At 71.5% G+C, this 19264-nt stretch carries 17 protein-coding genes; 8 read left to right on the top strand and 9 right to left on the bottom strand.

What is annotated here, in order from left to right:
• Positions 1 to 18: 18 nt before the first annotated feature.
• From ABT122_RS14050 to ABT122_RS14040, 3 genes are all read right to left on the bottom strand, one after another.
• A complete protein-coding gene (locus ABT122_RS14050; protein WP_351550348.1) occupies positions 19 to 1026 on the bottom strand; it encodes a phosphotransferase in 1008 nt (335 codons plus the stop codon).
• Positions 1027 to 1041: 15 nt separating this feature from the next.
• Positions 1042 to 1563: a pyridoxamine 5'-phosphate oxidase family protein gene (locus ABT122_RS14045; protein ID WP_351550346.1), complete on the bottom strand. Its 522-nt coding sequence runs from the start codon at positions 1561 to 1563 to the stop codon at positions 1042 to 1044.
• Between the two features lie 116 nt (positions 1564 to 1679).
• Complete coding sequence (locus ABT122_RS14040) at positions 1680 to 2345, bottom strand: response regulator (protein WP_351550343.1); 666 nt, start codon at positions 2343 to 2345, stop codon at positions 1680 to 1682.
• Positions 2346 to 2706: 361 nt separating this feature from the next.
• Here ABT122_RS14040 and pdhA point away from each other — a divergent pair, with 361 nt between their 5' ends.
• The 3 genes from pdhA to ABT122_RS14025 are packed head-to-tail and all read left to right on the top strand — an operon-like array spanning position 2707 to position 6377.
• On the top strand, positions 2707 to 3855 hold the full coding sequence (gene pdhA / locus ABT122_RS14035; RefSeq protein WP_351550340.1) for a pyruvate dehydrogenase (acetyl-transferring) E1 component subunit alpha: 1149 nt from the start codon (positions 2707 to 2709) through the stop codon (positions 3853 to 3855).
• A 3-nt stretch (positions 3856 to 3858) separates the two neighbouring features.
• The gene (locus tag ABT122_RS14030; RefSeq protein ID WP_351550337.1) at positions 3859 to 4839 is read left to right on the top strand and encodes an alpha-ketoacid dehydrogenase subunit beta; all 981 of its coding nucleotides are present in this window, start codon (positions 3859 to 3861) and stop codon (positions 4837 to 4839) included.
• A gap of 29 nt (positions 4840 to 4868) precedes the next feature.
• A complete protein-coding gene (locus ABT122_RS14025; RefSeq protein ID WP_351550531.1) occupies positions 4869 to 6377 on the top strand; it encodes a dihydrolipoamide acetyltransferase family protein in 1509 nt (502 codons plus the stop codon).
• 81 nt (positions 6378 to 6458) lie between these two features.
• Here the strand turns inward: ABT122_RS14025 and ABT122_RS14020 are convergent, their stop codons facing one another.
• Positions 6459 to 7397, bottom strand: coding sequence for a D-alanyl-D-alanine carboxypeptidase family protein (locus tag ABT122_RS14020; RefSeq protein ID WP_351550528.1), 939 nt, complete (start codon positions 7395 to 7397; stop codon positions 6459 to 6461).
• Between the two features lie 234 nt (positions 7398 to 7631).
• Between ABT122_RS14020 and ABT122_RS14015 the strand changes: the two genes are divergently transcribed.
• A complete protein-coding gene (locus tag ABT122_RS14015; RefSeq protein WP_351550334.1) occupies positions 7632 to 8273 on the top strand; it encodes a GntR family transcriptional regulator in 642 nt (213 codons plus the stop codon).
• Positions 8270 to 9613, top strand: a complete 1344-nt coding sequence (locus tag ABT122_RS14010) for an MFS transporter (protein ID WP_351550331.1) — start codon at positions 8270 to 8272, stop codon at positions 9611 to 9613. The genes ABT122_RS14015 and ABT122_RS14010 overlap by 4 nt, the downstream gene beginning before the upstream one ends.
• Positions 9614 to 9666: 53 nt before the next feature.
• Here ABT122_RS14010 and ABT122_RS14005 read toward each other — a convergent pair whose 3' ends face one another.
• Entirely contained in the window at positions 9667 to 10491 is an 825-nt protein-coding gene (locus ABT122_RS14005; protein WP_351550328.1) for a maleylpyruvate isomerase family mycothiol-dependent enzyme, read from the bottom strand.
• Between the two features lie 262 nt (positions 10492 to 10753).
• On the opposite strand from ABT122_RS14005, the gene ABT122_RS14000 reads away from it, so the two are divergent.
• Positions 10754 to 12553, top strand: coding sequence for an NHL domain-containing thioredoxin family protein (locus ABT122_RS14000; protein WP_351550325.1), 1800 nt, complete (start codon positions 10754 to 10756; stop codon positions 12551 to 12553).
• A gap of 386 nt (positions 12554 to 12939) precedes the next feature.
• Here ABT122_RS14000 and ABT122_RS13995 read toward each other — a convergent pair whose 3' ends face one another.
• From ABT122_RS13995 to ABT122_RS13980, 4 genes are all read right to left on the bottom strand, one after another.
• Complete coding sequence (locus ABT122_RS13995; protein WP_351550322.1) at positions 12940 to 13314, bottom strand: hypothetical protein; 375 nt, start codon at positions 13312 to 13314, stop codon at positions 12940 to 12942.
• 88 nt (positions 13315 to 13402) lie between these two features.
• Positions 13403 to 14701: a M18 family aminopeptidase gene (locus ABT122_RS13990; protein WP_351550319.1), complete on the bottom strand. Its 1299-nt coding sequence runs from the start codon at positions 14699 to 14701 to the stop codon at positions 13403 to 13405.
• Between the two features lie 131 nt (positions 14702 to 14832).
• On the bottom strand, positions 14833 to 15555 hold the full coding sequence (locus tag ABT122_RS13985) for a hypothetical protein (protein ID WP_351550316.1): 723 nt from the start codon (positions 15553 to 15555) through the stop codon (positions 14833 to 14835).
• Positions 15556 to 15647: 92 nt separating this feature from the next.
• Entirely contained in the window at positions 15648 to 17474 is a 1827-nt protein-coding gene (locus ABT122_RS13980; RefSeq protein WP_351550313.1) for an acyl-CoA dehydrogenase, read from the bottom strand.
• Between the two features lie 137 nt (positions 17475 to 17611).
• On the opposite strand from ABT122_RS13980, the gene ABT122_RS13975 reads away from it, so the two are divergent.
• Positions 17612 to 18070 (top strand): SseB family protein, encoded by a 459-nt coding sequence (locus ABT122_RS13975; RefSeq protein WP_351550310.1) that lies wholly within the window; start codon positions 17612 to 17614, stop codon positions 18068 to 18070.
• Between the two features lie 164 nt (positions 18071 to 18234).
• The gene (locus tag ABT122_RS13970) at positions 18235 to 19191 is read left to right on the top strand and encodes a pirin family protein (protein ID WP_351550307.1); all 957 of its coding nucleotides are present in this window, start codon (positions 18235 to 18237) and stop codon (positions 19189 to 19191) included.
• Positions 19192 to 19264 lie beyond the last annotated feature (73 nt).

The following is a 19264-nucleotide window of genomic DNA, read 5'->3' as shown; positions in this document are numbered from 1 at the left end:
GTTCTTGAGGCGGGCCGGCTACGCCGTGAAAGCCTCGCGGACCGCCTCGTACTCCCTCGTCCACCACACCGCCAGGGCCGACACCGCGGCGAACTGCGGGTCGGCCCTGCGATCGTGGAGCTGGTAGCGCCAGCGCAGTATCCAGAAGTCGTTCAGCCGCTCCCACCACACCCGGTGCACCGCCGCCGCCAGTTCCGCCGCGTCCGCGCCGGCCGCGCGGCGGTAGGCGCGGGCGTAGGCCCGCACCTTGGGCAGTTCGAGCTGGCCGGCCGGCTGGACGAAGAAGATGGCCGCCGCCCGCACCGCCTCCTCCGCGCGCGGCTGCACCCCTAACCGGTCCCAGTCGACGATCGCGGCGGGCTCCCCGCCCCGGTAGAGCAGGTTCAGCGGGTGGAAGTCGCCGTGCACCCAGCCGCCCGCCGACGCCGGGGGCGGTCTGCGGTGGGCATGGCGCTCCAGCAGCGCCCTGCGCTCCTGGAGGCGGTGTTCGGCGAGGGTGTCGAAGGGATCGCGGGGCCCGGCCGCCCTGGCCAGCCCCAGCAGTTCGTCGATGAGCGCGAAGGTCTCCCCGGGGTCGGCGCTCTCGTGCTCCCGGTGGTCGTGTGCCGTGCGCCGCATCACCCGCTCCAGCGCCGTGTGGACGAGCCCGAGGAGCGAGCCGAGGCGGCGGGACTGGAGCGTGGAGAGATGCGCCCCGTCGCGGTGGCGGCCGTCGATCCAGGGGTGCAGGGCATAGCAGCGGCCCCCGATCACCGCGACCGTGTCGCCGTGCGCGTCCGCGAGGGGCGGGGCGACGGGCACCCCGAGCGCCTGGAGGCGCAGGGTGGCACGGTGCTGGCGGGCGATGGACTCGTGGTCGTCGTCGAGATGGTGCTTGAGGAAGTACGCCCCGCGGGTCGTGGCGATGCGGTAGCCGCGATTGAGGAGCCCCTCGGTGACCCGCTCACAGGAGAGCGGTTCGCCCGGGTCCTCGTAGCGGCGCAGCAGCGCAGCGACCGGCGGCGCGATGACAGATGAGCGCGGCACTCACCAAATGGTAGATCACTCAGCGTGTTGGTTTGGCTGCTCTGAGAGATAGTCCAGGGTATGCAGGGTGACGAACTGGGGTTCGATACGCATATAGACCGGTTCGAACCGCTCCCCGTCCGCGTGGAGCGGCTCCTCGCCGAAGAGCCGGAGGTCGTCCTCGGTCGGCCGCGCCATCTCCGCCGTACCCGTGAACTGCACGGACCACATGGCCTTGCCGCCGGAGTGGAAGTTGTCCGCGCCGTAGGCGACGACCGCGCCGTTGCACGCCCGGTGGTAGCCGAAGCCCCGGTGTATGCGGAGCATCACCCCGCAGTCGCGGACGATGTGCCGGGCCGGGGCGACGAAGGGCATGGCCCGCATGCTCGTCGCCAGCCTGCCGTACGAGACCCGGTTGAGCAGCTCCATGGCCCGGCGCTCGTCGGAGCCCTCGGGGAGGGAGGGGGGAGGAGGAGTCGCCGCGGGCGGTGCGGACGGGGCGGCCGGGAGCGGTGCGGCTGCCGGGAGCGGTGCGGCGCGGAGTTCCTCGGTGGGCATGGGCTCCACTCTGGGCGAACGGCCCGCCCCGGCGGAAGGGGCCCCCGCCCCCCGGCGTTCGGGACGTAAGTCCCGCCGCGCCCCCTCATGGGGACCCGGGCCGGGCCGGGGCGCGCTCAGTGGTGCTGACGCTCCGCCTGCATCCGCGCCACGAAGGCCGCCGCCTGCGAGCGCCGCTCCATCCCCAGCTTCGACAGCAGGCTGGAGACATAGTTCTTGATGGTCTTCTCCGCGAGGTGCAGCCGCTCCCCGATCACCCGGTTGGTCAGCCCCTCGCCGATCAGATGCAGGATCTTGCGCTCCTGCTCGGTCAGCCCGGCCAGCTTGTCGTCGCCCTTCGGGCTGTTGCCGTCGCGCAGCCGCTCCAGCACCCGCGCGGTCGCCACCGGATCGAGCAGTGATTTCCCGGCCGCGACCTCGCGCACCGCCGTGAGCAGCTCATTGCCGCGGATCGCCTTCAGCACATACCCGGAGGCCCCGGCCATGATCGCGTCGAAAAGGGCCTCGTCGTCGGCGAATGAGGTCAGCATCAGGCATTTGATGCTCTCGTCCCGGGAACGGATCTCGCGGCAGACCTCCACACCGCTGCCGTCCGGCAGCCGCACGTCCAGGACGGCGACATCCGGACGGGTCGCCGGGATTCGCACCATGGCGTCCTCGGCCGTGCCCGCCTCGCCGACGACCTCGATATCGTCCTCGACGGAGAGCAGCTCATGAACGCCGCGGCGGACGACCTCATGGTCATCCAGCAGGAATACAGTGATTTTTCCTTCTTCGCGCACGAATGCAGTCTCACACACCGGCTCTTCCCGTGCGCCGGGTGGCCGGGATAACGTGCCCGTGTCCTCGGCGGCCCGCAAGGCCGTGACCAGCACTGTGACCAGTGGATGTTCCCCTATTTCTCGATTTACTTGGAAATCCAAGCAAAATCGCAGGTCAAAAGGGGTTTCGCAGTAATGCGTCGCACTGGGTAACGTGCTTTTTGACAGGGTCTCGTCGGGGGCACCTGTCACGCCTGTTCCGGGCCGGCGCACCCACCCCGTGCGCGGGTACGGACACGGGCGAGCCTCCCCCTGTCATCGGCAGGGGCGACCCCAGGCTCCCGGCAACCCCGGGAGACCGGACAGACGGAGGAGCACGCACGTGACCGTGGAGAGCACTGCCCCGCGCAAGCCGCGACGCGGCGGCAGGCGCGTGAGCGCCGCGAAGAAGCCACAGCCTTCCGAGCACCAGCTCGTGCAGCTGCTGTCGCCCGAGGGCGAGCGCATCGAGCACCCCGACCACCAGATCGAGCTGACCGCCGAAGAGCTGCGCGGGCTGTACCGGGACATGGTCCTGACCCGCCGCTTCGACGCGGAGGCGACCGCTCTCCAGCGCCAGGGCGAACTGGGCCTGTGGGCCTCGCTGCTCGGCCAGGAGGCGGCCCAGATCGGCTCCGCCCGCGCGCTGCGCGACGACGACTACGTCTTTCCCACCTACCGCGAGCACGGCGTCGCCTGGTGCCGCGGGGTCGACCCCACCAAGCTGCTGGGCATGTTCCGGGGCGTGAACCACGGCGGCTGGGACCCCTCGGCCAACAACTTCCACCTCTACACGATCGTCATCGGCTCCCAGACCCTGCACGCCACCGGCTACGCCATGGGCGTCGCCAAGGACGGCGCCGACTCGGCCGTCATCGCCTACTTCGGCGACGGCGCCTCCAGCCAGGGCGATGTGGCGGAGTCCTTCACCTTCTCCGCCGTCTACAACGCCCCGGTCGTCTTCTTCTGCCAGAACAACCAGTGGGCGATCTCGGAGCCGACGGAGCGCCAGACCCGGGTGCCGCTGTACCAGCGCGCGCAGGGGTACGGGTTCCCGGGCGTGCGGGTGGACGGCAATGACGTACTGGCGTGTCTGGCGGTGACCCGCTGGGCGCTGGAGCGGGCGCGGCGGGGCGAGGGGCCCACGCTGGTGGAGGCGTTCACCTACCGGATGGGCGCGCACACCACCTCCGACGACCCCACCAAGTACCGCCACGACGACGAGCGGGCGGCCTGGGAGGCGAGGGACCCGATTCTGCGGCTGCGCACTCTGCTGGTGAACGAGGGGCACGCCGGCGAGGAGTGGTTCGCGGCGCTGGAGCAGGAGAGCGATGTGCTCGCGCGGCGGGTGCGGGAGTCGGTGCGGGCGATGCCCGACCCGGACCCGGTGGCGATGTTCGATCACATCTACGCGGACGGGCACGCGCTGGTGGACGAGGAGCGGGCGCAGTTCGCCGCGTACCAGGCGTCGTTCGCCGAGGAAGGCATCTGAATCATGGCGGCTGTGAAACTTCCTCTCGCGAAGGCGCTCAACGAGTCGCTGCGCAGGGCGCTGGAGTCCGATCCCAAGGTGCTGGTCATGGGTGAGGACGTCGGGAAGCTCGGCGGAGTGTTCCGGGTCACCGACGGCCTCCAGAAGGACTTCGGCGAGGAGCGGGTGATCGACACCCCGCTCGCGGAGTCGGGGATCATCGGCACCGCGATCGGGCTGGCGCTGCGGGGTTACCGGCCGGTGGCGGAGATCCAGTTCGACGGGTTCGTCTTCCCGGCGTACGACCAGATCGTCACCCAGCTGGCGAAGATGCACGCCCGCTCCCTGGGCAGGATCAAACTCCCGGTGGTGATCCGTATCCCCTACGGCGGGGGCATCGGCGCGGTGGAGCACCACAGTGAGTCGCCGGAGGCGCTGTTCGCGCATGTGGCGGGGTTGAAGGTGATCTCGCCGTCCAACTCGTCGGACGCCTACTGGATGCTCCAGCAGGCCATCGAGTGCGACGACCCGGTGATCTTCTTCGAGCCCAAGCGGCGCTACTGGGACAAGGGCGAGGTCGACCCGGAGGCGATTCCGGGCCCCCTGCACGCGGCCCGGGTGGTGCGGCAGGGTGCGGATGTGACGCTGGCGGCGTACGGGCCGATGGTGAAGGTCTGCCAGGAGGCGGCGACGGCGGCCGCCGAGGAGGGCACCTCGGTGGAGGTGCTGGACCTGCGGTCGATGTCGCCGATCGACTTCGACGCGGTGCAGGCGTCGGTGGAGAGGACGGGCCGGCTGGTGGTGGTCCACGAGGCGCCGGTGTTCTACGGGTCGGGCGCGGAGATCGCCGCCCGGATCACCGAGCGGTGTTTCTACCATCTGGAGGCCCCGGTGCTGCGGGTCGGCGGGTTCCACGCGCCGTATCCGCCGGCGCGGCTGGAGGAGGAGTACCTGCCGGGTCTGGACCGGGTGCTCGACGCTGTCGACCGCGTGCTGGCGTACTGAGGAGAGCTGCTGTGATCCGTGAGTTCAAGATGCCCGACGTGGGCGAGGGGCTGACCGAGGCCGAGATCCTCAAGTGGTACGTGCAGCCGGGTGACACGGTCACCGACGGTCAGGTGGTCTGCGAGGTCGAGACCGCCAAGGCCGCGGTCGAACTCCCGATCCCCTACGACGGGGTGGTCCATGAGCTGAACCACGCGGAGGGGACCACGGTCGACGTCGGCCAGGTCATCATCCGCGTCGACACCGCGGGCGGCACCACCCCGGAATCGGCCCCGGAGGCCGGGGCCGAGGCCGGAACCGGAACCGGAACCGGGACCGGCACGACGGAGGAGGAGGCGCCCAAGGGCCGTACGCCGGTACTCGTCGGCTACGGCGTCGCCGAGACCTCCGGCAAGCGCCGCCCCCGCAAGGCGGCCGCACAGACCTCTCCGCCGCGGTCCGCCGCCCGGGCACCCCGGACGGCCCAGGAGGCGCCACAGAGGCCCCAGGAGCCCCAGGAGACGCCTCAGCCGCCCGCGCAGCCCTCTGCGGGGAGGCTCCCCGGCCAGGCGACCACCGCGGAGCCCCGCACCGGCGGGGTGAACGGCCATGGCTCCCCCGCTCCGGCCGCCCCCGGCTCCCGGCCGCTGGCCAAGCCCCCGGTGCGCAAGCTCGCCAAGGACCTCGGGGTCGATCTGGCGGACATCACCCCCACCGGGCCCGACGGGATCATCACCCGCGAGGACGTCCACGCGGCCGTGGCCCCGGCCCCCGGGCCCGCGACCGCCGCCGAGCCGGCCAAAACGGCCGAGCCGGCTGAAACGGCTGAAACGGCCGGACCGGCGGTCACGGAAGGAGCGCGGGAGACGCGTGTCCCCGTGAAGGGGGTCCGGAAGGCGACCGCCGCCGCGATGACCGCCAGCGCCTTCACCGCGCCGCACGTCACGGAGTTCATCACCGTCGACGTGACCCGCACGATGAAGCTCGTCGAGGAGCTGAAGCGGGACCGGGACCTGGCCGGGCTGCGGGTCAGTCCGCTGCTGCTGATCTGCCGCGCGCTGCTGGTCGCGATCCGCCGCAACCCCGGCGCCAACGCCTCCTGGGACGAGGAGAACCAGGAGATCGTCCAGAAGCACTATGTGAATCTGGGCATCGCCGCCGCCACGCCGCGCGGGCTGATCGTGCCGAACATCAAGGACGCGCACGCCATGACCCTGCCGGAACTCGCCGCGGCCCTGGGCGAGCTGGTCGCCACCGCCCGCGAGGGCAGGACCACCCCGGCCGCGATGCGCGGCGGCACCGTCACCGTCACCAACGTCGGCGTCTTCGGCGTCGACACCGGCACCCCCATCCTCAACCCCGGCGAGGCCGCCATCCTCGCCGTCGGCGCCATCCGCCTCCAGCCCTGGGTCCACAAGGGCAAGGTGAAGCCGCGCCAGGTCACCACCCTCGGACTCTCCTTCGACCACCGGCTCGTCGACGGCGAACTCGGCTCCCGCCTCCTCGCCGACACCGCCGCCGTCCTGGAGAACCCGAGGAGACTCATCACCTGGGGGTAGCGGCCCCGGATACGGCCGAGGGCCCGTGACACGGCACAGTGTCACGGGCCCTCGGCCTTCTTCCCGTTCCGCGCGGGGCGGTCAGTCCCGCTGGGCGCCGGCCGGGAGCGAGCGCAGCTTCATCGACTTGGCGGTCTTGCTGCCGAAGCCGTGGTCCAGCATCTTGCCGGCGTCCTTGAAGCGGTCCTTGCCGTTGAGGACGACCCCGACGTACGTCGTGGTGCCCCGGGTGGCCGCGAAGACCAGGCAGGGCCCGGCCTTGCTGCCCGTACCGGTCTTCATGCCGACGGCGCCCTTGTAGGAGCCGAGCAGCTTGTTGGTGTTGTACCAGGTGTACGTGCGCTTCTTGCCGGCCGTGCCGGTGGGGGCCGTGGTCTTGTAGGACTGGGCCTTCACCACATCGCGGAACGTCTTGTTCCCGAAGGCGTGCCGGGCGAGCTTGGTGAGATCGGACGGGGTGGTGTAGTTCTTCCCGCCCGCCGAGATGCCGTCGAACGAGTCGAACCGGGTGTTCTTCAGCTTCAGCGACTCGGCCTTCTTGTTCATCATGCCGATGAACGACTTGGTGCGCGCCGCCGTGGTGGAGCCCTTGCCGAAGGTGTCGGCCAGGGCGTACGCGGCGTCGCAGCCCGAGGGCAGCATCAGCGCGGAGAGCAGCTGACGGACGGTGACCTTGTCGCCGGTCTTCAGATCGGCGGTGCTGGCACCCTGCTTGGTGACGTAGTCGCGGTACGCCTGCTTGATCGTCACCTTGCGGTTGAGGTCGACGCCCTTGGTGGTCAGGACGGTGATCGCGGTCGCGACCTTGGTGGTGCTCGCCATCTCGCGCCGGGTGTTCTCACCCTTGGCGAAGAGGGCCTTGCCGGTCTTCTGGTCCATCAGATAGCCGCCCGAGCCGCTGATCGACGGCTTGGGTTTCGCTGCGGCCTGGGCGGGCGCGGCGAGCGGCGAGGCGGTGAGCAGCAGGCCGCCGGACAGAACAACCGTGGCGGCTCGGCGAACGCTCGTGTTGCTGAGTATCAAAGGAAACGCTCCGGAGTTGGCACGTGCGTCGTCAAAGGTCTTCGTCGATGAGGGCCCTTGACGAGAGAAGGGCCCCATCATGAGACGCCGTGGCGCGCCAAAAGGATGCGACTCCGTGGCACATGTCTCATTCGGATGAACCAGCTCCGGTTCATCCCCCTTCGGGGGCGGCCGTCCTGCATGGTGGACAGGGCCCTGTGGATGCACCCTTGTTGTATCTAAGCTGTGTGCATGCCCGTCGCAGCCCCCGCAGCCGAACGCGTCTACGCCCATGTCAAGCAGGCGGTTCTCGACCGCCGCTACGAGGGCGGCACCCTGCTCACCGAAGGCGAACTCGCCGACGCGGTGGGCGTCTCCCGCACCCCGGTGCGCGAGGCGCTGCTCAAACTGGAGGTCGAGGGGCTGATCAAGCTCTACCCCAAGAAGGGCGCGCTGGTCCTCGCCGTCTCCGCGCAGGAGATCGCCGATGTCGTGGAGACCCGTCTGCTGGTGGAGGAGCACGCGGCCCGCAAGGCCGTCCCCGCCCCGCCCCGGCTGCTCGCCCGGCTCGAAGAGCTGCTGGAGCAGCAGAAGCGGCAGGGCGAGGCCGGGGATCTGGCCGCCGTCGCCGTCACGGACCGGCTCTTCCACGCCGAGATCGTGCGCAGCGGGGGCAATGAGATCCTCTCCCGCCTCTACGACCAGCTCCGGGACCGGCAGCTGCGGATGGGGGTGGCCGTGATGCACGCCCACCCCGACCGCATCACCAAGAACGTCGTCGAGCACAGCGAGATCCTGGAGGCCCTGCGCGCCGGGGACCCGGAGAGAGCCGCGGCCCTGGTGCACCGGCACGTCGGCTGGTTCAGCACCCTGGCGCGGGGAGAGGTCCGGTGAGCGCGTCCGGCGGCATAGCCGGCGACCCCGTTCCAGGCGACGCGGGCCGGACACCCCTCGGCGGTGGCCGGGCGGCGGCGATCTGGTCGATCGGCGTCAGCGTCTACTTCGTCGCGATCATCTTCCGCACCTCGCTCGGGGTCGCCGGGCTCGACGCCGCCGACCGTTTCGACGTCAACGCCTCGGCGCTCTCCACCTTCTCCATCCTCCAGCTGCTGGTCTACGCCGGCATGCAGATCCCGGTCGGCCTGCTGGTCGACCGGCTGGGCACCAAGCGGATGCTCGTCATCGGGGCGGCGCTCTTCACCGCGGGACAGCTCGGCTTCGCGCTCGCCCCCTCGTACGGGATGGCGCTCACCGCCCGGGTGCTGCTCGGCTGCGGCGACGCGATGACCTTCATCAGCGTGCTGCGGCTGGGCAGCCGCTGGTTCCCGCCCCGGCGCGGGCCGCTGATCGCCCAGGTCGCCGCCCTCTTCGGGATGGCGGGCAATCTGGTCTCGACCATGCTCGTCTCCCGGCTGCTGCACGATGTCGGCTGGACCGCCACCTTCGCGGGCAGCTCGGTGGCGGGCGCGGTGGTACTGGTGCTGGTGCTGCTCTTCCTCAAGGACGAGCCGGGGGTGTCCGGGCGGCGGCCGAAGGCGGCGGGCGCGGCACCCGGGAGCGCGCCGGGCGCGGCCTTCGCCCGCCGGCAGCTGGTCCTCGCCTGGCGGGAGCCGGGCACCCGGCTGGGGATGTGGGTCCACTTCACGAGCCAGTTCCCCGCGATGGTCTTCATGCTGCTCTGGGGGATGCCGTTCCTCATCGAGGCGCAGGGCCTCACACGCGAGACGGCGGGCTCACTGCTGACCCTGGTGGTGCTGGTGAGCATGGTGGTGGGTCTGGTGTACGGACAGGTCATCGCCCGCCATCACGCGGCCCGGCTGCCGCTCGCCCTCGGGACCGTCGGGGCGACCTCCGTGGTGTGGGCGGCGGTCCTGGCCCATCCGGACCGGGCGCCGATGTGGCTGCTGATCACCCTCTGCGCGGTCCTCGGGGCGTGCGGCCCCGCGTCGATGATCGGCTTCGACTTCGCCCGGCCCGCGAATCCGCCGCAGCGGCAGGGCACGGCGTCGGGCATCGTCAACGTCGGGGGCTTCACGGCCTCGATGACGGCGCTGTTCGCGATCGGCGTGCTGCTGGACGCGACCGGCGGCAGCTACCGGATCGCGTTCTCCAGTGTGTTCGTCCTGGAGGCGCTGGGGCTCGTCCAGATCCTGCGCCTGCGGGGGCGGGCGGTGAAGCTGGAGCGGGAGCGGCTGGTGGCGAGCAGGGTGGAGGCCGTGCACGTCCCGGCCTGACCGGGCGGGGGCCGGCCGGGGGCCGGGCGGAGGCCCGCCGGGGCCCGACGGGGTCAGGGCGTGATGGCGAACGACCGCAGGATCGCCGCCGCCAGCTCCTGGTCCCCGTCCACCTTGACCCGGTCCGCCACGGCGGCCGGGCGCACCCGCCCGCAGGCGAGCCGGTAGTAGGTCTCCCAGTCCGTGGCGAGGGTGACGATGGGACCCAGCGAGGGTGCCCCGTCGACCGAGCCCCGCCCGTCGGCGTTGACCCGTACGGTACGGAGGAACTCCACCGGTCCGTGCACATCGACCACCACGGCCGAGTGGGGCGGCGCGCCCGCGTCCTTGGCGACGACCTTCGGCAGCGCTTCGAGGAGGACGTCCCGGGTGATGTGGGCGCCCGGTGAGTCGAGGTTGCCGGGCTCGTTGAGCGCGACCCGCAGATCCTGCTCGTGCACCCAGGTGTCGAACGCGCGCATCCGCATCGCCAGTTCCAGGGTCTGCTCGGCGCCCAGCGGCGCGCGGACCATGGTGCCGGGCGAGCGGGTCTCGTTGCGCAGCTGACGGGCCCGCCGGATCATGGTGTACTCCAGCTCCGACGTCATCTCCGGAGAGGTGTGGTGGCGGCGCACATCCACCTGCATCTCCATGTACCGGGCGAAGTCGTTCTTCACATGGTAGAGATCGCGCGGCAGGGTGTGGATGGGCCGGGGGTCGCCCAGCATCTCGGTCTCCATGCCGATGACATGGGAGACCACGTCCCGCACCGACCAGGCGGGGCACGGCGTCGCCCGGTTCCACTCCCCCTCCACGAGAGGCTGCACCAACTCGGCTATCGCTTCGATGGCGTGGGTCCAGGCATCGGCGTAGTTCTGGAGGCTGGGATGGACGGTCACGGGACCCCTCGGCGGTTCTGCGGGCGGCTGGGCTGCTGGCGGCGACGGCTGGGCTGCGTGGGAGGTTCGGTCAGTTAAGTTACGCTGCCGGGCGGCGGCCCGGCAGTCCTTTCGTATGACGATCGTAGGCCCGCACCCCGGCCTCTCCTACAGGACCGCTGACGCCGTGCGCCCGTTCTCCCGCCAATTCGTCCCAGACCGGAACAAACCCAACGCGTGCCCGGGGGAATGCCGCTCCGGGCGGGTGCGGTTGGATGAGGGTATGGCGACACGTGCACGCGTTCGGGCCCCCGAGCTGACCGGCAGGGGCGGCTGGCTGAACACCGGTGACAGGCAGTACACCCTCGGCGAGCTGCGGGGGAAGATCGTGATTCTCGACTTCTGGACCTTCTGCTGTGTGAACTGTCTGCACGTCCTGGACGAGCTGCGGGAGCTGGAGGAGAAGCACCGCGACACCGTGGTGATCATCGGGGTGCACTCGCCGAAGTTCGTGCACGAGGCCGACCACCGGGCCGTCGTCGACGCGGTCGAGCGGTACGGGGTGCACCACCCGGTGCTCGACGACCCGGAGCTGTCCACCTGGAAGCAGTACGCGGTACGCGCCTGGCCCACCCTGGTCGTCATCGACCCCGAGGGGTATGTGGTCGCCCAGCACGCCGGTGAGGGGCACGCGCACGCCATCGAGCGGCTCGTCGCGGAGCTGGAGAGCGAGCACACGGCGAAGGGGACGCTGCGGCGCGGGGACGGGCCGTATGTCCCGCCGGAGCCGGTGGCGGGGGAGCTGCGCTTCCCGGGGAAGGCGGTCGTCCTGCCCTCCGGGAACTTCCTCGTCTCCGACACCACCCGGCACCGGCTGGTCGAGCTGGAGCCCGACGGCGAGCGGGTGGTGCGGCACATCGGCGAGGGGGAGTTCCGCGAGCCCCAGGGGCTCGCGCCGCTGCCCGACGGCCGGATCGCCGTCGCCGACACGGTGAACCACAGAATCCGGGCGTACGACCCCGGGACCGGCGCGATCGAGACGCTCGCCGGGACCGGGAAGCAGTGGTGGCAGGGGTCGCCGGCCTCCGGTCCCGCGCTGGAGACCGATCTCTCCTCGCCGTGGGACATCGCCTGGTTCGACGGGCGGCTGTGGATCGCCATGGCCGGGGTGCACCAGCTCTGGACCCTCGACCCGGAGACCGGAACGGTCGGGGTCGCGGCCGGCACCACCAACGAGGGGCTCGTCGACGGGCCCGCCGCCGAGGCCTGGTTCGCCCAGCCCTCGGGGCTCGCGGCGGCCGGGGACCGGCTGTGGATCGCCGACTCCGAGACCTCCGCACTGCGCTGGATCGGCCTGGACGGCGTGGTGCGCACCGCCGTGGGCACCGGCCTCTTCGACTTCGGACACCGGGACGGACCGGCCGGTCAGGCGCTGTTCCAGCACCCGCTGGGCGTGACCGCCCTGCCCGACGGGTCGGTGGCCGTCAGCGACACCTACAACCACGCGCTGCGCCGGTACGACCCGGTGAGCGGCGAGGTGACCACCCTCGCCACCGATCTGCGGGAGCCCTCCGACGCGGTGCTCGCCGGGGACGACATCGTGGTGGTGGAGTCGGCGCGGCACCGGCTGACCCGGCTGCGGCTGCCGGAGGAGGCGGTGCGGGTCGAGGCCGTCGCGCACCGCACCCGGCGGGCGGCGACCGAGGTCGCGCCGGGGACGCTGCGCCTGGACGTGGTCTTCCGGGCGCCCGCCGGGCAGAAGCTCGACACCCGCTACGGCCCCTCCACCCGGCTGCTGGTCTCCGCGACCCCGCCGGAGCTGCTCACCGGCGGGGCCGGCGCGGGCACCGATCTGACCCGCGCGCTGGAGATCGACCCGGCGGTACGGGAAGGGGTGCTGCATGTCTCCGCGATGGCGGCGTCCTGCGACGACGACCCCGCGAACGAGTACCCGGCCTGCCATGTGCACCAGCAGGACTGGGGCGTTCCGGTCCGGGTGACCGAGGGCGCGGCGACCCGGCTGCCGCTGGTGCTGGCGGGCCTGGACGAGGAGGGGGCCGAAGCGGGCGGGGACCCGGTGTAGGCGTCGGGTACGACAGCGCGGCGAGGCGCGGTGCCGGGGCACAGGAGCCCAGCGAGACCAGGGCGCAGGGCCCTGCGCCCCGGAGCGCGGGGGACATCCGGTGAGCCCGTGGGTGCGCCCCACCGCGCCCCCCGGCCCGGGCGGTGGGCTCGTGGCTGAGCCGGGCCGTCCGTGGGGCTCGTGTCCGGGTCGGCCCGGTCGGCCCGGAGCGCGGGGGACATCCGGTGAGCCGGCGGGCGCGCCCCACCGCGCCCCCCGGCCCGGGCGGTGGGCTCGTGGCTGAGCCCGGCCCGGTGGCGGGCTCGGGGGCGATCCCGGACGGGGGCCGGGGGCGATCCCGGACGGGGGCCGGGGGGCGATGCCGGTCGGCGCGGGCGCGGGCATCCCTAGCCGAGCAGGCCCTGTTCGGCCGAGACCTTCCCCGTGGCCCCGTCCAGACACCCTCGTACCCACAGCTCCGGGTCGTGCTCCGCCTTGGCGCCCGCCGTGCCGTCCTCGGCCAGCCGCTGGCACCCCCCGGCCAGCAGATCGGCGGTCAGCGCGCCGTCGCGGTCGTACTGCTTGACGCGGTTCCCGTGCAGGTAACCGGCCTCGTAGGTGACATCGTCGGCCCACGGCGGCCGGTCGTTGTACTGGTCGATCACCAGCCAGGCGCCGGTGAACAGCGCGGTGGCGGCCAGGGCGACGACACGGAGCAGGGCGCGGCGCGAGGGGCCGCCGGACGTGGGGGCGGCGGACGCCGTCCGATCGAGCAGAACCATGCCCGTCAGCCTGCCCGGCACCGCCTTTCGCGGATGTTTCGCGACCGGCCGGTCCGGCCGGCCGGTCGCGGCGGTGCGGGCGGGACGGTCAGCTCTCCAGGAACGCCGTCAGCACATTCGCCAGCAGATACGGGTCGTCCGAGCCGCACAGCTCGCGCGCGCTGTGCATGGACAGACACGCCACACCGATGTCCACGGTCCGGATGCCGTGCCGGGCGGCGGTGATCGGTCCGATGGTGGTGCCGCACGGCATCGCGTTGTTCGACACGAACGACTGCCACGGCGAACCGGCCCGCTCGCAGGCCGCCGCGAACACCGCCCGGCCGCTCCCGTCGGTGGCGTACCGCTGGTTCACATTGACCTTGAGGATCGGACCGCCGTTGGGACGCGGGTGGTGCGTCGGGTCGTGGCGCTCCGGGTAGTTGGGGTGGACCGCGTGGCCGACGTCGGAGGAGAGACAGATCGTCGCGGCGAAGGCGCGCGCCCGGTCCTCGTACCCGCCGCCGCGCGCGAACACCGAGCGCTCCAGCACCGAGCCGAGCAGCGGGCCGTCGGCGCCGGTGTCGGCCTGCGAGCCGTTCTCCTCGTGGTCGAAGGCGGCGAGGACGGGGATGTACGAGAGTCCGGGCGCGGCGGCGGCTGCGGCGAGCGCGGCCGTGCCGGCGTGCACGGAGAGCAGGTTGTCCATGCGCGGCCCGGCGAGCAGCTCCCTGTCCCGGCCCAGATAGGCGGGGGCCTCAAGGGAGTGGGTCATCAGGTCCCAGCCGGTGACCTCGCCCTCCTCGATCCCCGTCTCCTCCTCCAGGAACTGGATGAGATCGCCCTCGTGGGCGTCGCCGAGGCCCCAGATCGGCTGCATATGGCGCTGCTTGTCGAGCTTGAGACCGTCCGGTGTGACATTGCGGTCGAGGTGGATGGCGAGCTGCGGTACGCGCAGCAGCGGCCGGTCGATGTTGACCAGCCGGTGCGAGCCGTCGCGCAGGGTCAGCCGGCCGGCGATGCCGAGATCGCGGTCGAGCCAGCTGTTGAGGAGCGGCCCGCCGTAGACCTCGACGGCGATCTGGCGCCAGCCGTGGGAGCCGGCGTCGGGCCGGGGCTTGACCCGCAGATTGGGGGAGTCGGTGTGGGCGCCGACGATCCGGAAGGGAGTGTGGGCGTCGGCGCCCTCGGGCACGTACCAGGCGATGAGCGCGCCGCCGCGGATGACGTACTTGCCGCCGGCGGTGGCGTCCCAGACATCCGTCTCCCGCACCTGCCGGAAGCCCGCCTTCTCCAGCCGCCCGGCGGCGACGGTCACCGCGTGGTAGGGCGAGGGGGCGGCGGCCAGGAAGGTCATCAGGTCGTCGGTGTGTCCACGGTCGAACCGGGCGGGTGCGCTGGTGCTCATGGAGCCACCCTAACGAGGGGCGTGCGCTGGGGGCGCATGTACGGGGCATGCGCTCGGTGGCCCGGGGCCCGGCCCGTGGGCGGGAGCCCCGGCCTCCTCGCCGGAGCGGGGCGCCCGCCCTCGCGGCGGGGTCAGCCGCCGACGCGGGCGGAGGGCGGTTCGCCGTTCTGCGCCTGGCGGGAGCGCTCGGCGAACATCCCCGCCAGCTCACGGAGTTCACCGTCGCCGCGCCGCTCGGCCTGGAGCCCGCCGGTCTGGACGGCCAGCAGGGTGGTGCCGACACGGATCTGGACGGTGGCCCCCGGGGTCCGTACCGAACTGGTGCCCCGGATGACATCGTGCTGCTCGCCGACGGCGGCGGGGAGCTTCGCGGGGCTCGACAGACCGGTCATCCCGTCGCCGCCGCGTCCCAGCATGGCGGGGTAGGCGGCGGACGCGGACGCGGCGTCCTCATAGGCGTACAGCATGAAGGTGACGGTGCCCGCGCCCTCCTTCAGGAACATGGCGCTGCCCGCCGCGACCGCGTTCTCGCAGATCGGGTCCGTGGTCTTCTTGCCGCAGGTCGGGCCGGTGGGGGCGTTCGCCGCCGTGAGGTCGAAGGCGCTCGCGGGGGCGGCGGCCTTCCAGCCGGGGACGGAGTCGTCGGTGGGCAGCAGCGCCCTGACGGCGGTGTCGTCGAGCCGGGTGGCCCTGACGGAGCCGGTGCCGTCGGGTCCCCCGGGGGCGGCGGAGGCGCTCGGTGTGCTCTTCGCGTCCGTGCCGCCCTGGCCGTCGCCGGAGCCGCACCCCGCCAGCAGCAGTACGGCCGCGGTGACTCCGGCGGCGGTGAACCGCCGGTATCCGGTCACTGTCATGGTCTCTCCCCCTGCTCTCTCTGCGCGTTGATCATACGGACGGCCCGCCCCCCGAGAGGGACGGGCCGTCCGCCGGAGAGCGGGGGCGCGGATCAGAACGCGGCCTCGTCCAGCTCCATCAGCGAGAGGTCGACGTTCTCCGCGAGGGCGCGCTCCACCGAGACGCCCGGCAGGACGTTCGCGGCGAAGAACTTCGCGGCGGCGATCTTGCCCTGGTAGAACGGCACGTCCTTCGCCGTCGCGGTCGGCAGCTTCTCCGCCGCCACGGCCGCGCCGCGCACCAGCAGATAGCCGACGACGACATCGCCGGAGGCCATCAGCAGCCGGGTGGTGTTCAGCCCGACCTTGTAGATGTTGCGGACGTCCTCGCCGGTGGCGATCAGGTCGTTGGTCATCGCGCCGACGATCGCCTCCAGGTCGACGGCGGCCTGGGCCAGCGCGTCCCGGGCGCCGGCCAGCTCCTCGCCGCCGGTGCCGACGGCCAGGAACTTCTTGATCTCCTCGGAGAGGGTGTTCAGCGCCTGGCCCTGGTCACGGACGATCTTCCGGAAGAAGTAGTCCTGGCCCTGGATGGCGGTCGTGCCCTCGTAGAGGGTGTCGATCTTGGCGTCCCGGATGTACTGCTCCAGCGGGTACTCCTGGAGGTAGCCGGAGCCGCCGAAGATCTGGAGGGACTGGGCGAGCTGCTCGTAGGACCGCTCCGAGCCGTACCCCTTGACGATGGGCAGGAGCAGGTCGTTGAGCGCGGTCAGCCCGGCGGTGTCCTCGCCGGCGGTCTCCTTGGCGGCGATCTCGTCCTGCACGGAGGCCGTGTAGAGGACGAGGGCGCGCATGCCCTCCGCGTACGACTTCTGGGTCATCAGGGAGCGGCGGACATCGGGGTGGTGGGTGATGGTGACCTTGGGGGCGGTCTTGTCCGCGAAGTTCACCAGGTCCTGGCCCTGGACGCGCTCCTTGGCGTACTCCAGCGCGTTGAGGTAGCCGGTGGAGAGGGTGGCGATGGCCTTGGTGCCGACCATCATCCGGGCGAACTCGATGATCATGAACATCTGGCGGATGCCGTCGTGCTTGTCGCCGATCAGCCAGCCCTTGGCGGGGTGGCGGTCGCCGAAGGTCATCTCGCAGGTGTTGGAGGCCTTGAGGCCCATCTTGTGCTCGACGTTGGTGGCGTACACGCCGTTGCGCTCGCCCAGCTCGCCGGTCTCCCAGTCGAAGAGGAACTTCGGTACGAGGAAGAGGGAGAGGCCCTTGGTGCCGGGGCCCGCGCCCTCGGGGCGGGCGAGGACGTAGTGGAAGATGTTCTCCGACATGTCGTGCTCGCCGGAGGTGATGAAGCGCTTCACGCCCTCGATGTGCCAGGAGCCGTCCTCCTGCGGCACGGCCCTGGAGCGGCCGGCGCCCACGTCCGAGCCGGCGTCGGGCTCGGTGAGGACCATGGTGGAGCCCCACTGCTTCTCGACGGCGATCGCCGCGATCTTCTTCTGGGCGTCATTGCCCTCCTCGAAGAGGAGGCCGGCGAAGGCGGGGCCCGAGGAGTACATCCACAGGGCGGGGTTGGAGCCGAGGAGCAGCTCCGCGTAGGCCCAGATCAGGGAGCGGGGCGCGGTGGTGCCGCCGATCTCCTCGGGCAGGCCGAGCCGCCAGTACTCCGACTCCATGAAGGCTTCGTAGCTCTTCTTGAAGGAGGCCGGTATGGGGGCGGTGCTGGTCTCGGGGTCGAAGACGGGCGGGTTGCGGTCGGCGTCCACGAAGGATTCCGCCAGCTCGTTCTCCGCGAGGCGGGCCAGCTCTTCGAGGATGCTGCGGGCGGTGTCGACGTCCATCTCCGCGAACGGGCCGGTGCCGTACAGCTTGTCGCGCCCGAGAACCTCGAAGAGGTTGAACTCGATGTCGCGGAGATTCGACTTGTAGTGCCCCATGGCGACGGCTCCGTAGGTTCGGGAGTCTGATGGCGGTCGGCTTACCCAGCTACCAGTAAGTAGCTACGATGATGCTACCCACCAGTAATAAGTTGCAACCCCCCATCGCCCAAATGTGACTCGTTACCCTTGCGGGCATGTACGGCTATGACCAGAGTCAGGGCGCTCACCAGCAGTACGCACCCCAGCAGCCCTACGGGGGGCAGTCGCAGGGGCAGCCGCTGTATCCGGAGCCGTCGCCCCCCTCGCTCGCCGACGCGGTGCGCGCCTTCACCACCGGAACCCTCTCCGCCGAGGACTTCCAGCAGATCTTCGCCACCTCGAAGGTCTACTGCCCGCGCGGCGACAACCCGGGCTTCCTGGCGCTGCACAACACCCAGCAGCCGGTGATCCCGATGTTCACCTCCCTCAAGGAGCTGCGCCGGTACGCGGGCAAGGAGTCCAAGTACTTCGTGATCACCGGGGCGGAGGTGATCGATCTGCTGCCGACCGGGTACGGCTTCGTCCTCGACATGGAGGGGGAGCACCGGATGGTCTTCGACGCCAAGGCGGTGGAGCAGATGGTCGACTTCGCGATGCGCCGGATGTACGGCTGATCATCGGATCGCCTCGTTGTGCGCGGCTTGTGCCGCCCTGTAACCCTGTGGCCGGATCTGGGCCCCGCGGGCGCCCGGGAGGAATACCTCCCGGGCGTCTCCGCGTTCTGGGTAGCGGGAAGTTCAGTATTCAACTAAACTGACCGCACAAGGAGGTACTCCCCATGCCCGCTGTGACTGTCGAGAACCCGCTCACCCTGCCGCGCGTCTCCGCCCCCGTGGAGGCCACACCCCGTCCCGTCCTCACGGTGACCACCGCTCCCAGTGGGTTCGAGGGGGAGGGCTTCCCGGTGCGCCGCGCCTTCGCCGGGATCAACTACCGGCACCTCGACCCGTTCATCATGATGGACCAGATGGGCGAGGTCGACTACGCCCCGGGAGAGCCCAAGGGCACCCCCTGGCACCCCCACCGGGGCTTCGAGACCGTCACGTATCTGATTGACGGAACGTTTGTGCACCAGGACAGCAACGGCGGCGGCGGCACCATCCGGAACGGTGACACCCAGTGGATGACCGCCGGGTCCGGACTGCTGCACATCGAGGCTCCCCCGGAGGAGCTGGTCATGTCCGGCGGCCTCTTCCACGGCCTCCAGCTCTGGGTGAACCTCCCCGCGGCCGACAAGATGATGGACCCCCGCTACCAGGACATCCGCGGCGGCCAGGTCCAGCTGCTCACCTCCCCCGACGGGGGCGCTCTGCTCCGCGTCATCGCGGGTGAGCTGGACGGGCACGAGGGCCCCGGCATCACCCACACCCCCATCACGATGATCCACGCCACCCTGCGCCCCGGCGCGGAGATCAATCTCCCGTGGCGGCAGGACTTCAACGGCCTGGCGTACGTCCTGGCCGGCAGCGGCTCCGTCGGCACCGAGCGGCGCCCCGTGCGCAAGGGGCAGACGGCCGTCTTCGGCGAGGGCGGCGCGCTGACCGTCCGGGCGGACGAGTCCCAGGACTCGAACACCCCCGACCTGGAGATCGTGCTGCTCGGCGGGCGTCCCATCCGGGAGCCGATGGCGCACTACGGGCCGTTCGTCATGAACACCCAGGCCGAGCTGAAGCAGGCCTTCGAGGACTTCCAGGCCGGGCGCCTGGGGTCGGTCCCGGCGGTCCACGGGATGTAGCCGGTCCCGGCGCGCCCGCCCCGCACCCGGGCGGGGGCGCCGGGCGGGGCCGGGGGGCGCGGGCGAGGTCGGG

Source organism: Streptomyces sp. NPDC001985 (genome assembly GCF_040296845.1).
Taxonomy (GTDB): Bacteria; Actinomycetota; Actinomycetes; order Streptomycetales; family Streptomycetaceae; genus Streptomyces.
This window is presented reverse-complemented; position numbering and strand designations above follow the sequence as displayed.

Bases quoted from the DNA above. Each gene is read 5' to 3' on its own strand.
- ABT122_RS13990 (WP_351550319.1), bottom strand. From the start codon at position 14,701: ATGAGCACCAGCGCACCCGCCCGGTTCGACCGTGGACACACCGACGAC.
- ABT122_RS13985 (WP_351550316.1), bottom strand. From the start codon at position 15,555: ATGACAGTGACCGGATACCGGCGGTTCACCGCCGCCGGAGTCACCGCG.
- ABT122_RS14015 (WP_351550334.1), top strand. From the start codon at position 7,632: ATGCCCGTCGCAGCCCCCGCAGCCGAACGCGTCTACGCCCATGTCAAG.
- ABT122_RS13995 (WP_351550322.1), bottom strand. From the start codon at position 13,314: ATGGTTCTGCTCGATCGGACGGCGTCCGCCGCCCCCACGTCCGGCGGC.
- ABT122_RS14000 (WP_351550325.1), top strand. From the start codon at position 10,754: ATGGCGACACGTGCACGCGTTCGGGCCCCCGAGCTGACCGGCAGGGGC.
- ABT122_RS13970 (WP_351550307.1), top strand. From the start codon at position 18,235: ATGCCCGCTGTGACTGTCGAGAACCCGCTCACCCTGCCGCGCGTCTCC.
- ABT122_RS14045 (WP_351550346.1), bottom strand. From the start codon at position 1,563: ATGCCCACCGAGGAACTCCGCGCCGCACCGCTCCCGGCAGCCGCACCG.
- ABT122_RS14025 (WP_351550531.1), top strand. From the start codon at position 4,869: ATGCCCGACGTGGGCGAGGGGCTGACCGAGGCCGAGATCCTCAAGTGG.
- ABT122_RS14030 (WP_351550337.1), top strand. From the start codon at position 3,859: ATGGCGGCTGTGAAACTTCCTCTCGCGAAGGCGCTCAACGAGTCGCTG.
- ABT122_RS13975 (WP_351550310.1), top strand. From the start codon at position 17,612: ATGTACGGCTATGACCAGAGTCAGGGCGCTCACCAGCAGTACGCACCC.
- ABT122_RS13980 (WP_351550313.1), bottom strand. From the start codon at position 17,474: ATGGGGCACTACAAGTCGAATCTCCGCGACATCGAGTTCAACCTCTTC.